Below are 13795 nucleotides of genomic sequence, written 5' to 3' on the forward strand. Positions count from 1 at the left end.
TCAAATTCCTCCTATTGATTTGTGATTTTTCTTAGCTCGACGTACTTCATATCTATGCTCGCGGGTCAAAATCAATTTTGCTTGCAGAAATTGTTTTTGCGATATGACGTGAGCTCGGTATAAATGATCGATCTCAATGGCCATTGCTTCAATATCCCACATTCGCTTACCGACGTAAACGAGAATGCCGAATTTTTCAAGTAATTGCTGAACATCATATAACGTCTTCATTGTCCCACATCCTTTGTCAGATTGCATTATGAATAGCCGTTATTACGCATTAAAGCCTCGGTACAGGATAATCCCTAATACTATAATTAGCGTAACAGCTGCAACGGCTCCTTTGATAGAATTATGGTCCAAACGATGCGGAAGACCAACAATATATGCACACAAAAAGCCTGCGATCAGACCACCAATATGGCCGCTAATGTCTATTCCGACGGTTAAGAAATCGCTTACTAAATTTAATAAAATAAAAATAACGAATAACTTCGTCATTTGTCGAATAGCTGGATTCCGCCACGCAATTTCACCGATCATCATAAAGGCACCTAGTAAACCAAAGATGGCCCCACTAGCACCTACTGATATCGAAGTATTAAACGCGAAGCTGAACATGTTTCCAGCTATTCCAGAAATCATAAAGATGATTAAAAATCGTAGATGACCAAAAAGTCTTTCAATCTGAACACCTAAATAATAAAACGTAATTCCGTTAAACAAAATATGTGTGAAATTAAGGTGAATAAATATTGGTGTAACGAAACGCCAGTATTGACCTTGAATAATTAACGGATTTACTTTGGCTCCAAATCGAATCAGATTATATGGATTATTAGTACCACCCGTAACGGACATTACTAGGTACACTAAAATCATTATCCCTAATAATGCTTCAGTTATGTATGGTCGATCTTTAATATTAATCACCCAATGCTCCTTTTATTCACTAATAACTTCATTAACGCTTAAATCCCATTTATTTACGGACCATATCGGACGAACAAAAACTTGTAACTTACGAGCTAAAGCAATGGTATCACCATGATACTTCTTCAAGTAACGATCATAATAACCGCCACCGAAGCCAAGTCGGTCACCTTTTTTAGTAAAAGCAACCCCAGGAACAATCATTAAATCAATGTTATTTGCATTAATTACATGATTTTTAACAGGTTCCAAGATTCCGAACCGATCTCGCTGTAACTTCGTATCTCTATCATAATAGCAGAACACCATCTTACGTTGCGATAACGTTTTTGGAATAACCACTGACTTATGATCTTGCCAAGCGTGGCGAATGATCGGCATCGTTGGAATTTCGATCGGCGTACTCATCGTGACGGCAACCGTCTTTGCTTGTTGCCATTTTTCATTCGTGAATAAACGATGATACAGCTCTTGATAATTATAATGAGAATGTTTTTTTAAGCGTTGAATAACTAGCTTACGAGCAGCTTGTTTAGTCATTACAACCTCACTAGATAATAAAAAAAGGTTTGGGTATCAAATCCCCGACCTTCTTATTTAACTTCACGGAATACCGTAACTTTTCGTTCACGTGGACAGTACTTCTTTAATTCTAAGCGGTCTGGATTGTTACGACGGTTCTTAGAAGTTAAGTAAGTACGTTCCTTCTTGCATGAAGTGCATTCTAAAGTAATGTTTACACGCATCAAGATTCACCTCGAACTTATTTATCTATACTTTATTATATTATCATCTTTTACCCACTAATACCAGGGTGTCAAACAAAATTACTTAACAGCAATAAATGTTTTAGGCTTGAGACTTAGCGGCAACATCAGCCCAATATGCCTTGTAAATTTCCTTAGCCAAATTAATGTTATTGGTTTCAGCACTTTCTGGTAAGTTAGGAATTGCTAAGGCAACGACAACCTGTGGATGATTAGATGGTGCAAATGAAGCTAAGCTTAAAGTAACGGTCTTCTGATGATGGAAATACGTTTCGGCAGTCCCGGTCTTAGCAGACACTTCTGGATGAATTTGGTCTAAACTAATTCCAGTCTTATATGGGTTAGTACCATGAACCACTTTGTATAGACCATCTTTAACGACTCTTCGTTCAGCAGCCGTCATTGGAATTTCGTTTAAGACGTTTGGTTCAACGGAGTATTCAACTCGACCTAATTTACCGTCATGACCAGTTCCACGAATGGCCTTAACGATATGCGGCTGGAGACGATAACCACCGTTAGCGATCGTTGACATGTACTGAGCTAACTGAATCGTCGTGTAAGCATCATAGTTACCAAATGATTCATCCAATGCCTGCTGAACATCACCAGGGCCACTAGGACCTTTAATCCCTGTCGTTTCACCAGGTAAATCGATCCCGGTCTTAACACCTAAACCGAACTGGTTGAAGTAACCACGTAAAGTATTAAAGATCGACGGACCGACAGCATCAAAATTACCATCGTAATGATAATGGAAATGAGCTTCCTTCATGGCTAACTGCATCATGTACGAGTTAGATGATACTTCTAAGGCGTCTGAAGCGGTAACTGGGATATCAGAACCACCACCATGGTTAAACCATGAATACTTCGTGGTTCCGTTAGTGGTGATCGGTTTATCTTCCATCGTACTGTTAGTTGGTGTAATCACGTGATCCATGAAAGCACCAGATACCATAGCACCCTTTACAACGGATCCCATAACAATATCACTGTTAATTGCACCTAAATCGTTAGGTGTTTCCTTACCACTAGATGGCTTTCGGTTAACACCAGCCATCCCAATAATGTCACCATTATTAGGATTCATAACAACTGCGTAAGCACCGTTGGATTCACCAACGCCACCTTGATCAGCTTGTTTTACTAGTCGTTGTAACTGTTTTTGAAATTTACCATTGATGGTTAATTGAAGGTTATCACCCTTCTTACCACCATATTTCTTAACTTCACTTGATACTTTATTGCCACCCATAACTCTAACCTGAGTCTGTGACTTAGTACCTCGAAGTGCTGGTTCATATTCTTGTTCTAAGAAGCTTTGACCAACGCTATCATTTCTTGAATAACCTTCAGAAGTCAATTCATTAACTTCACCACTAGGCAAACCAGCCTTTTCACTTGAAACAGTTCCGGCTAAAGTCTGAATGGATTTACCCTGTGGATATTGACGTGACCAGCTAGTTCCGACGTGAACACCTAGCATTTCTGATAAGTGTTCACCAACTTCAGCTAATTCTTTACCTTTAACATTCGAACTCTTGATGTTAGTAGTTGACAACTGGTACGCACCGTTCATCGTTCGATATATTTCAGCAGCATTCTTCATTTTTTTAGTAAAATGAATTTTGCCACTATTTTTAACATAACTTAATTCTCGGTTATAAGTTTGACTTTCGGATTTCTTATTGACGTTAATCTTACTCATGACTGCTTTAGAGTGAGCCGGACTTGCTAAATAATAATCAGCCTTCTGGCGCTTTGTTAATGCGGCTTTAGGAACCTTAATAAAGTCACTTAATCGATTAGCGGTCTTATACATCTTACTTGGTGTCTGACCAAAATTCTTGGTGTATGTAATTGCTCGATGACTTTTATTACCGACCAATAAACGGCCTTGTGAATCATAAATCATCCCTCGTTGAACATTTCCCGTTTTAATGGTGTTATCAGAACGATTAACTTCAGCCCTAAACTGTGGTCCGTTTAACACTTGTAAATATGCTAACTGACCAATTAAAACGGCAAACAGAAGTCCCACGACGACAAAAATAAAATTCAGTCGAAACGGAATTTTAGACTGATCGTGGTGATTCTGATGATGAAAGATTTCTTTAATAAAATTATTCAAGAAAATAATCTCCTTCACATTTCAGATCTTAGCGCTACGGATAGATTTATAATGACTCCTATAACATGTAAAATAATCATCGTTACTTAAAATCATGTCGGAAAGCGGTGAAATAAATGAAAAAGTCCACCCATAAAAAGGTATGGCCTCTACTAATTTGTTTTTTATTACCAGTATTCATTATGGCATTTTACTTTGCATATCGCAATATGTCGCCCTTTGGTAATCGAAGTATTTTAACGGTCGATCTAGGTCAGCAATATGTTGATTTCTTTGCGTACTTTCGCCACACCCTTTTAAGCGATCCTAGTGGGCTCTTTTATTCTTTTTCAAAAGCATTCGGTGGTGAAATGTTTGGCACCTGGGCTTATTACCTGATGTCACCCATTAATCTATTACTCCTCTTATTTCCAACTCAACACTTACCGGCAGGTATTCTAATCGTTACTTTGATTAAATACGGATTATCCGGATTAAGTTTTGGCTACTTATTATCCAAATCTATTAAACCGAATTCAGCGTTAACCATTATGTGGTCCGTAATCTACGCCTTAAACGGCTGGATAATCGCCAATCAATTAAACATCATGTGGCTTGATGGCATGATCTGGTTACCCTTAGTCGTCTTAGGGATCCATCAAATTTTTAACGGGCAACCAACGAAAACGTATTTAATCGCCATGACCCTAGCAATCATTACTAACTATTACATCGCCTATATGATTGCCTTATTTACAGTAATTTACGTAATTTTTAAATTTACAACGTCATCACTTAACGCTACTCAATTAAAATTCGTTGTCAAACGTTTATTTCTCGACACGTTTTACAGCTTTTGTTTAACGGCTTGGTTAACGTTGCCAACCCTTGCATCACTAAAACAAGGCAAAGCACACTATAGCTTCCCACATGTCCGTTTTACATTTGAGTATTTTCCATTCAAAATGTTCAGTAAATTATTTAACGGGGCGCTAGATTTTAATCAGCTTCCAAATGGTTTACCGAATATTTTTGTCGGTAGCGTTGCTCTAATTAGTTTTTTCATCTACTTAAGTCGGCACGACATCCCACTCCGACAAAGATTGGGTAGCTTCTTAATTACTTTAATCCTTATTTTATCAATGTGCTACCGACCTCTAGACCTGCTATGGCACGCCGGTCAATTCCCAATTTGGTATCCCGATCGATTTTCGTTCATATTTTGTTTCTGGATCATCTGGATCGCAGCTCACGGTATTAATTCATCATACTCAGTAAGCTGGATAACGATGATGATAATCGTAGCTATTCTAGGTTCACTCATCATCTACGTCTTTCTTAACCTACCTAAATTTCCGTTTATCTCACCACTCAACTTTGCAACTGGAATCTTATTTCTATTGATAACTTTCGTGTTGTTGATATATACACATAACGGGACCCGATTGTTTTCATTTGCGCTGATGATTCTGTCAATCTTTGAAATGACGCTCAACGCTAACAATTCATTAAATAACCTGAGTTACATTAGTAACGCTAGTTACACTAAATACACTGAGAATTTAAGCTATGCAGTTAATAAAATCCATTCTCGTCAACCCAATCGAATTGGTAAAACGTTCTATCGATCCAAAGATGATCCGTTTAGCAACAACTACATTGGCGGTGACGCTTTTGACTCATCACTTGAATACACAACCCCGAAATTCATGGAGCAGATTGGCCAACCCGAAGGATCAGGCTTTGTAACGTACACCAACGGAACATTATTAAGTGACCAACTCTTGGGATTCCGCTATTATCTAACGAATGACAATCATCAATATAATAAATGCGTGATTAACCGACCGGACGTAATAAATTATCCGGAAATTCATCGGGATAACAACTTAGTGATTCACAAGAATTCCAATGTCTTACCACTCATTTTTCCTACATACCCAAAGGCGCTAACGGTTAAATTAAATCAAGGTCCCATAATGAATCAGGAACGATTGTACCAGGCCATTACTAATCGGAATGACGCTAGATTTAAGCCCTTGCTATTTAATTCAGTTCGGCAAAATAACCTCAGAATTCACCAGGGACAATTAATCACGAATAATCCTTTAATTCATGGCACCTCAAATTTAACCTTAAGACCAAAATTAAATCATGCTTACTATCTTTTAATCGGTCCTCAAATCAACAACAAGGATTGTAAAATTACCATGAATGGCCATGAATTACTGCCTAATACTGCGTACAATCACCCAATTATTCTAAACATATCTTCAGGAACTAACGTTAAGCCCATTCACTTTCAAATTCAGCCGTTTCAATCTAAATTGGATTTAAGGCCTTTCCAACTGTATCAGCTGAATAAACAACCCATAAAGCACCGTTTTATGAACCACAGCCACGTCCACATAGTTAACAACCGTAAAGTTACCGGGTCCTTTAAATCAACGGTCAATCAACCGGTGATGGGAACCAGTATCCCAGCAACTAACGGCTGGCATCTCAAAATTGATGGTCAATCACGTAAAATCTATAAAATTGCTGGTGAATTCATTGGTGCCAAGGTCAAACCTGGTAAACATAACGTCAAACTAACGTTTACTCCGCCATATCTACCGTTAGGATCATTGATTACGTTACTAACAATCTTGGCAATGTTATTAAAGTATCTTATGGATAAGACAAACAAAAAGCCTGATCAATAATCAGACTTTTAAAATCATATTTAACGAATTAGTTATTCAACTTTTACGATCTTAGCTTTCATGACACCGGCAGGAATCTTAATATCAACGGTCTGACCCTGCTTCTTACCCATTAAGCCTTTTGCGATCGGTGAATCGTTAGAAATCTTACCCTTTAATGGATCGGCTTCAGACTGACCAACGATTTCGTACTTCATGGTGGAGCCGCTCTTCATATCTTTAAAGGTTACAACTTTACCGACGTTAACAACATCAGTACTAACGTCGCTGTTATCAACGACTTTTGAGTATTGTAACATGTGTTCGATGGTCTGAATCTTACCTTCTAATAGACTTTGTTCATTCTTAGCGGAAGAATATTCGGTGTTTTCTGATAAATCACCATATCCCAAAGCGATTTTAATTCGTTTAATAACTTCAGGACGCTTGTGAAGACGTAAATCATCTAATTGTTTTTGTAATTTCTGTTTACCTTCAGCAGTCATTGGGTATGTTTTTTCAGCCATAACAGCCATCCTTTCCAAATCTATACGTTATTATTACTTTTTATAATTAATGTACCTCGTGATAATTACCATGTGATTTTAAAATTGATCTAATTTTAGTGGTCAAAAGATCAATTGCAACCTGGTTTTCACCACCTTCAGGGATAATAACATCAGCATACCGTTTAGTTGGTTCGATAAACTGATGAAACATCGGTCTGACGGTCGCTAAATACTGTTGAATAACCTGCTTTAAAGTCCGGTGTCGTTCATGGAGATCACGATGAATTCGACGAATCAAACGAATGTCATCATCGGCATCAACATAAACTTTGATGTCCATCAAATCTCGTAAACGTTCACTATAGAGTGCAAAAATACCTTCTAAAATGATGACGTCACAAGGTTGCTGATGACGAGTCTTAGAACTTCTGGTCAATTTACCGTAATCATAGATTGGAATATCAACCGGTTGATAATTCAACAGTCGTTTCAGTTGGCTAATTAACAGGTCCATATCAAAAGCGTTCGGATGATCGTAATTAACACCACGACGTTGGGTCATCGTCATTTTGGACTGATCCTTATAATACGAATCTTGATGTAAAATCAACAATGAATTGGAATTCCCAACTAACCGATGGAAAATGGCGTCACTAACGGTAGTTTTACCACTTCCGGATCCACCGGAAACGCCAATTAAAACGGGACGCTTTTGCTCTTTTAACATGTTCTTAAACGACTCCCTGATAGCATCTATTTCTAAAACGAACTAATCAATGTGCTGGATGACGAACCGGTCGTTTGGTTCCTCCAGTTCTTAACTGATTAGTAATCTTCTTCAAACTCATCGAAGGCGATAACCAGTAATAACCGGCTTTTAAATTCTTCACGTCGTGCGATTTAATATAATAATTAAACGCTAATCCATTGCGAACAACCTTCCGCTGCTGAAGTAATGAACCGATCTTTCTGTCAGACGCACCCAACGGAACTTTGACCTCAATAATTTCATCACTGTGTGGCTTTAATGGTTTTAACGATTCTTTCATGTAATTACGACCTAGTAAAAATAGACAGAAGCCTAAAATTACTAAGATCACAATTACCGAAACAATTATTTTTTTACCAAAGCGACTCGGCGGACGATGTGCTGAGTTAGTTTGAGAGTTCAAGATGCATTCCTCCGTTAATTATTGTAATTTCTATTTAAATTAGGAGCAAATAACATCTTTACTATCTGATTTGAGCGTTAAATTTACTCTTAAGATCCTTTTGAATCTTATCAAAAGCTTTGTTAACCGTGGATTCAACCAAAGTATGCGTTGGATTCTGGAATACTAAGTTGTATGCTAATGACTTCTTGCCAGCAGGAACGTGCTTACCAGTATAAACATCAAATAATTTAACCTGAGTCAAATCCTTACCACCGCGTTGCTTAATCAAGTCAATTACGGACTGGTTACTAATGTCTTTATCCAAGAGTAAAGCAATATCTCGGCTAATTGCTGGGTACTTTGGTACAGCTTGATACTGCTGAGAACGCTTTGGCATTGCCATTAGTTTATGAAGACTTAATTCAAAGACATATGCCGGCTTAGAAACGTTAAATTCATGAGCGACTTTCGGATGAACTTCACCGATCATCCCAACGTGCTGACCACCAACGTATACATCAGCGGTTCGGCCTGGGTGCATTTCAGGATGCTTATCAGTTGCTTTGTATTCAACGGTTCCAGCAACGTCCATTTCACGTAAGTACATATCTAAAATGCCTTTTAACTGGTAAAAGTCAACGGGCTTAGCCTTTTGATACCATGAATCAGCATCTAAGGAACCAGATACGATTGCAGCGACATGCATTAATTCAGTTGGCTTCTGCTGGTCTTTAGAAGAACGTAAGAATACACGACCCTGTTCAAATAATGTCGTATTGGTAACCTTATGAGCCTGATTATAAGCAACGTCATCTAATAAGCCACTGATTAAGTTCATTCGTAAAGCAGCATGGTCCACACTCATTGGATAAAGTAACTTCGTTTCATAGAAATGATCGTCTGACATAAACATGTGAGCCTTTTTAACGGTGGTCAATGAATATGAAATGGCGTGACTTAATCCGGCACCTTCTAGAACCCGACGTGATTTACGGTAGGTCTTTTGCTTTGGTGATAATTCACCAGAGGTTAAAGGACCACCAGGTAAGGTACTTGGAATGTTGTTGTAACCATATAACTTGGCAACTTCTTCATATAAGTCAGGTGCAATGGTAATGTCCCAACGACGTGCAGGAACCGTAACTCTGAATTGATTACCAGTAATTTGATCTTTGAAACCTAAGCGGCGGAAGATATCAACAACCGTGTCTTTAGATAAGTGAGTCCCTAAGACATTATTAATGCTGTCTAAGTAAACCGTAATTACTTTTGGTTCAACCTTCTGGTCATTAACCGTAATAATACCGGAAGCAACCTGGCCCTTTGAAGTCTGGTTTACAAGTTGAGCGGCATCATCTAAAGCTTCACCAACTCCGGCATGGTTAATACCACGTTCGAAACGCTTGGATGATTCAGTATGAATGCTGTGACGACGAGAAGTCATTCGAACCATAATTGGATCAAAAGCGGCTGCTTCCAATACAATATTCTTCGTCTTAGAATCAACGTTAGCTTTCAAGCCACCAGAAACTCCAGCTAAGGCAACAGGTTGTTTAGCATCAGCAACCACAACATCCTTAGGATCCAACTTAATTGATTTTTTATCATTATTAACAACGGTTTCGCCCTGCTTAGCGTGACGAGCAACCAATTCATGGCCTTCTAATTTATCTAAATCAAAGGCGTGAATTGGCTGGCCATACTTAAGCATAATGTAGTTAGTGACGTCAATAACGTTGTTCTTAGGCTGGATACCACAGTTCCATAAACGAATCTGTAACCATAATGGACTGTCATGAACATCAACGTTATTGAGAACCCTTAACTTATAAATTGGGGCAACCTTTGGATCAGCTTTGCTTTTAACTTCAAACTTAGCCTGATGGGTTGGATCTTCATTGACACTTGGCTTAGTGAAGTGTGGCTTCTTATTATAAATGGCGGCTAATTCATGAACAATCCCAGTCATGCTTAACATGTCACCACGGTTAGGTGTAACTGAGAGATCAATAATCTGGTCATTCATGCCTAAGTAATCATAAACCGGAGCACCGATCTTAGCATCATCAGGTAAATAGTAAATACCATCCTGCCATTTCTTTGGAACAACGTCCTTATCGAAGCCGATTTCGTCTAAGGCACAAAGCATCCCGTTTGATCGAACACCACGCATTTTGGCACGCTTAATCTTAACGTTACCATTAACACCAACTCGGGCGCCGTGAATCGCGGTAATCGCCTTTTTGCCGGCTCGGCAATTAGGTGCACCACAAATAATCTGAAGTGGTTTGTCTGCACCAACATCAACTTGACAAATCTTTAAGCGGTCAGCATTCGGGTGCTTCTTACAACTCAAAATTTTGCCGACGACTAACTTCTTCATACCCTTACTAGGTTCAATAATGTCGTCATATTCAACGACGGTTCGTTCAATCTTTTCGGCTAACTGCTTAACCGGAACGTTAATGTCTAAATATTGTTTTAACCAATCGTACGATAACCTCATCGATATTCCTCCTCTGTTGCTTTAATCGAACTGTGATAAGAAACGCATGTCGTTTAAGTAAAAGTCACGAATGTCATCGACACCGTACTTTAACATGGCAAAACGATCGATCCCTAAACCGAAAGCAAAGCCATTTAACTTGTGCGGATCTAAACCAGCATTCTTTAAAACGTTAGGGTGAACGACACCGGCACCTAACATTTCGATCCAACCGGTACCTTTACATACTGAACAGCCTTTACCACCACAATTAAAGCAAGTCATATCAACTTCAACCGATGGATCAGTAAACGGAAAGTAACTTGGACGAAGACGAATATCAAATTCGTTACCGAACATCTTATGAATCAAAAATTCTAAGGTTCCCTTTAAGTCGGCCATGGTAACGTGCTTACCAACGACTAGGCCTTCCATCTGATGGAACTGATGAGAATGGGTTGCATCATCGTTATCACGACGGAAAACAACTCCTGGTGAAATCATCTTTAACGGACCTTTAGAAAAGTCATGTTTTTCTAAAGTTCGAGCTTGCATCCCAGAAGTCTGAGTTCGTAATAACAAGTTCTTATCCGGTGTAATGTAGAAAGTAGCTTGCATATCACGAGCTGGATGATGTTTAGGTAAATTCATTCGTTCAAAGTTGTATTCATCAGTTTCAACTTCGTTACCGTTTAAGACTTCGTAGCCCATGCCGATGAAAAGATCACAGATATGATCCATAACAACCTGAATTAAATGCGGATGACCAGCTTTAACCGGTTTACCTGGTAACGTAACGTCAATCTTTTCAGCCTTTAGTTCATCATTCAACTTAGCCTTGGCTAATTCTAGATTACGCTTTTTTAAGCTGCGGAATAACTGACCTTTAACTTGGTTAGCATACTTACCAACGATCGGGCGTTGACTAACTGGTAATTTACCAATTCCACGTAACGTCTTGACGATCGGACCCTTTTTACCCAGAAGCTGAACTCTAATCTTCTGGTTCAAGGTCTTTAAATCAGTAGCTTGTTTGATTTCAGACAAGCCCTTGTCTCTTAATTGGGTTAATTGATCCTTAAGCGACATTTTAAGATCCTCCTTATTTACAAAACAAAAAAGCTTCGTCCCAGAAAGGGACGAAGCTTCGCGGTGCCACCCTATTTTGCCTGTATTATATAATAACAGACACTCTTAACTAGATAACGGCATGACACCGGATATTTTTCGTCTTTTTAGATTCCCAATATCAGTTCGGAAAACGAATTTAGCCAAACGAAACGGTTCTCAGTCAACCCGCTCTTCCTGTACAAAGTGGCCTACTACTTTTTCTTCAAAACTTTTCATCTAAACAATAAAATATTTAGATAGTTAAATCAAGACGTGATTAACTTTAATGTTTATCATCACAGCAATCACACTTACATTGACACCACTTATCAGACCATTGATGAACGGCCTTCATAATTGGCTTCAATTCTTGTCCCTTCTCGTTTAATGAGTATTCAATTAATGCCGAATTGCGGAAGGTTTTTCGTTGAACAATCCCGCACTCACATAATTCACGTAATCTTTCAACCATCACTCGATCACTACATTTTTTAATGATGTTCGAAAGGTTCTTAAAACGAAGCGGTCCTTCGCATAATAATGCTTCAATGATCAAACCGTTCCATTTTTTACCTAACATCGTGAATGTCTTATAAAATTTTGGACATAAATGAAAGGACTTCTTAACCGAGTTATTAGCTTGGGGCATTTTAACGCCTCCTTTAAATCTTAGTTAATAACCGATGTAAATCTTTTCTGACTGGAGTAAAAAATTCTCGAATCGCCGCGTAGTCATCAACGAATGACACGATATAACTTTCTTTATACTTTGGCCTAGCTAACGTAAAGCCCCACATGTGCTTTAAAATAATGTCCTTTTCTTTTGGACTTAATTTAGTAATTCGTTCCGCATTTCGTAAAGCGACTCGCGGATGAATAAAAGCATGGGTGCCTAAACTAAACTTAGTGGTTCGCCAGTTATAATAGAATAAATCATGCAATAGACCACCCCTAGCAGCAGCTCGGGCGTCTAAATGATGTTTTTTGGCAATCAAATAGCTAACGTATGATACGTAAATACAATGCGCCAGACGATTAGAATGGTGATGATGCGTAAAATGACGGAGTTTTAAAACGGCCGGATTGGCCAAAAGGTCACTGACCTGTTTTAAATATCCCTTATCATGTCTCCACTGGTTAGCTTTCATTCAATTCACTCCAGTTATTTAATTAACTCAAACATTAAAATTCCGGCAGCCACGGCAACGTTCAACGATTCAGCTTGACCTTTAATTGGAATATATAAGTTCTTTGTGGTTAACTTCAGTAACTGTTTTTGCATCCCATTACCTTCGTTACCCATTACTAAGCCAAATCGATCCGATGGCTTGACCTTTCGATAATCGATTGCTTCCGGATCTAAAATGGTTCCGTATACTGGAACGTGATTAGTGGTTAAATTTGTAATCCAATCCTTCAGATTACCGTTAGCAAGCTTCAAATGGAACTGGCTGCCCTGCATTGCTCGAACAACCTTTGGATTATAAGGACTTGCCGTCCCCAAGCCAAAGATCACACCAGAAAAGCCAGCAGCGTCAGCGGTTCTTACCATTGTCCCGATATTACCTGGATCTTGAACCTGATCCAATAGTAACCATCGACCATCTTTGACCTGTTTAGGATCAATCGATGATGAATCAGGCATCTGAACGATTGCAAAAATCCCTTGGGGATGAACCGTTGAACCTAACCGTTTAGCAACCCGATCAGTAATTAAAATCAAATTTTCAAAACGGTTTAAAACGTCTCGATGTTGATTTAATTGTTCAGGAGTTGTTAAAATCCATTTGATCGGCTGTTTAGTTTGAATTGCGGTTCCAACTAAGTGCCAGCTTTCAATCAAATAGCAGCCAGTTCTACGGCGTTCGCTCTTTTGAGTGAGTTTACTCCACTCTTTAATTTTTTTATTTTGAGTTGATTTAATTTCTTTCATGTATTAATGTCACCTAACATCTTTTAGCTTACCATACAATATATCCATTTAGCCACTCAGAGATTTGTTATAATTAAGTTGATTTACTTTTATAAGGAGGTCGTCCG

At 38.6% G+C, this 13795-nt stretch carries 14 protein-coding genes and 1 other annotated feature; of the genes, 1 reads left to right on the forward strand and 13 read right to left on the reverse strand.

Translation table 11 applies throughout. The features are described from left to right. The 5 genes from ELX58_RS05785 to ELX58_RS05805 form a co-directional block, all read right to left on the reverse strand. A complete protein-coding gene (locus ELX58_RS05785; protein WP_133442206.1) occupies positions 1-231 on the reverse strand; it encodes a YqgQ family protein in 231 nt (76 codons plus the stop codon). Between the two features lie 42 nt (positions 232-273). Beyond that, positions 274-933, reverse strand: coding sequence for a rhomboid family intramembrane serine protease (locus ELX58_RS05790; protein WP_236747659.1), 660 nt, complete (start codon positions 931-933; stop codon positions 274-276). Between the two features lie 12 nt (positions 934-945). Beyond that, the gene (locus ELX58_RS05795; RefSeq protein WP_133442207.1) at positions 946-1473 is read right to left on the reverse strand and encodes a 5-formyltetrahydrofolate cyclo-ligase; all 528 of its coding nucleotides are present in this window, start codon (positions 1471-1473) and stop codon (positions 946-948) included. Positions 1474-1526: 53 nt separating this feature from the next. Further along, positions 1527-1679 carry a 50S ribosomal protein L33 gene (rpmG, locus tag ELX58_RS05800; RefSeq protein ID WP_133442208.1) on the reverse strand — a complete coding sequence of 51 codons (153 nt, stop codon included), beginning with the start codon at positions 1677-1679 and terminating at the stop codon, positions 1527-1529. Between the two features lie 103 nt (positions 1680-1782). Further along, positions 1783-3834 carry a peptidoglycan D,D-transpeptidase FtsI family protein gene (locus ELX58_RS05805; RefSeq protein ID WP_236747660.1) on the reverse strand — a complete coding sequence of 684 codons (2052 nt, stop codon included), beginning with the start codon at positions 3832-3834 and terminating at the stop codon, positions 1783-1785. 116 nt (positions 3835-3950) lie between these two features. Here ELX58_RS05805 and ELX58_RS05810 point away from each other — a divergent pair, with 116 nt between their 5' ends. Further along, entirely contained in the window at positions 3951-6518 is a 2568-nt protein-coding gene (locus ELX58_RS05810) for a YfhO family protein (RefSeq protein WP_133442209.1), read from the forward strand. A 32-nt stretch (positions 6519-6550) separates the two neighbouring features. Here ELX58_RS05810 and greA read toward each other — a convergent pair whose 3' ends face one another. The 8 genes from greA to ELX58_RS05850 form a co-directional block, all read right to left on the reverse strand. Next, positions 6551-7024, reverse strand: a complete 474-nt coding sequence (greA, locus tag ELX58_RS05815; protein ID WP_133442210.1) for a transcription elongation factor GreA — start codon at positions 7022-7024, stop codon at positions 6551-6553. A 46-nt stretch (positions 7025-7070) separates the two neighbouring features. Then, a complete protein-coding gene (gene udk, locus ELX58_RS05820; RefSeq protein WP_133442211.1) occupies positions 7071-7733 on the reverse strand; it encodes a uridine kinase in 663 nt (220 codons plus the stop codon). 46 nt (positions 7734-7779) lie between these two features. After that, on the reverse strand, positions 7780-8178 hold the full coding sequence (locus ELX58_RS05825) for an endolytic transglycosylase MltG (RefSeq protein WP_133442212.1): 399 nt from the start codon (positions 8176-8178) through the stop codon (positions 7780-7782). Between the two features lie 61 nt (positions 8179-8239). Continuing rightward, positions 8240-10666, reverse strand: a complete 2427-nt coding sequence (gene pheT, locus ELX58_RS05830; RefSeq protein WP_133442213.1) for a phenylalanine--tRNA ligase subunit beta — start codon at positions 10664-10666, stop codon at positions 8240-8242. 21 nt (positions 10667-10687) lie between these two features. After that, on the reverse strand, positions 10688-11734 hold the full coding sequence (gene pheS, locus ELX58_RS05835; RefSeq protein WP_133442214.1) for a phenylalanine--tRNA ligase subunit alpha: 1047 nt from the start codon (positions 11732-11734) through the stop codon (positions 10688-10690). A 43-nt stretch (positions 11735-11777) separates the two neighbouring features. Further along, positions 11778-11991, reverse strand: a binding site (T-box leader). 47 nt (positions 11992-12038) lie between these two features. Then, positions 12039-12404 (reverse strand): winged helix-turn-helix transcriptional regulator, encoded by a 366-nt coding sequence (locus tag ELX58_RS05840; protein WP_133442215.1) that lies wholly within the window; start codon positions 12402-12404, stop codon positions 12039-12041. A gap of 13 nt (positions 12405-12417) precedes the next feature. Further along, the gene (locus tag ELX58_RS05845) at positions 12418-12903 is read right to left on the reverse strand and encodes an HD domain-containing protein (RefSeq protein ID WP_133442216.1); all 486 of its coding nucleotides are present in this window, start codon (positions 12901-12903) and stop codon (positions 12418-12420) included. A gap of 14 nt (positions 12904-12917) precedes the next feature. Beyond that, positions 12918-13688 (reverse strand): TrmH family RNA methyltransferase, encoded by a 771-nt coding sequence (locus tag ELX58_RS05850; protein ID WP_133442217.1) that lies wholly within the window; start codon positions 13686-13688, stop codon positions 12918-12920. Positions 13689-13795: the final 107 nt, after the last annotated feature.

This window comes from Acetilactobacillus jinshanensis (assembly GCF_004359375.1).
Lineage (GTDB): Bacteria > Bacillota > Bacilli > Lactobacillales > Lactobacillaceae > Acetilactobacillus > Acetilactobacillus jinshanensis.

Coding starts and splice junctions, on each gene's coding strand:
- pheT (WP_133442213.1), bottom strand. CDS start 10,666: ATGAGGTTATCGTACGATTGGTTAAAACAATATTTAGACATTAACGTT.
- ELX58_RS05810 (WP_133442209.1), top strand. CDS start 3,951: ATGAAAAAGTCCACCCATAAAAAGGTATGGCCTCTACTAATTTGTTTT.
- ELX58_RS05840 (WP_133442215.1), bottom strand. CDS start 12,404: ATGCCCCAAGCTAATAACTCGGTTAAGAAGTCCTTTCATTTATGTCCA.
- udk (WP_133442211.1), bottom strand. CDS start 7,733: ATGTTAAAAGAGCAAAAGCGTCCCGTTTTAATTGGCGTTTCCGGTGGA.
- rpmG (WP_133442208.1), bottom strand. CDS start 1,679: ATGCGTGTAAACATTACTTTAGAATGCACTTCATGCAAGAAGGAACGT.
- ELX58_RS05785 (WP_133442206.1), bottom strand. CDS start 231: ATGAAGACGTTATATGATGTTCAGCAATTACTTGAAAAATTCGGCATT.
- pheS (WP_133442214.1), bottom strand. CDS start 11,734: ATGTCGCTTAAGGATCAATTAACCCAATTAAGAGACAAGGGCTTGTCT.
- ELX58_RS05845 (WP_133442216.1), bottom strand. CDS start 12,903: ATGAAAGCTAACCAGTGGAGACATGATAAGGGATATTTAAAACAGGTC.
- greA (WP_133442210.1), bottom strand. CDS start 7,024: ATGGCTGAAAAAACATACCCAATGACTGCTGAAGGTAAACAGAAATTA.
- ELX58_RS05850 (WP_133442217.1), bottom strand. CDS start 13,688: ATGAAAGAAATTAAATCAACTCAAAATAAAAAAATTAAAGAGTGGAGT.
- ELX58_RS05795 (WP_133442207.1), bottom strand. CDS start 1,473: ATGACTAAACAAGCTGCTCGTAAGCTAGTTATTCAACGCTTAAAAAAA.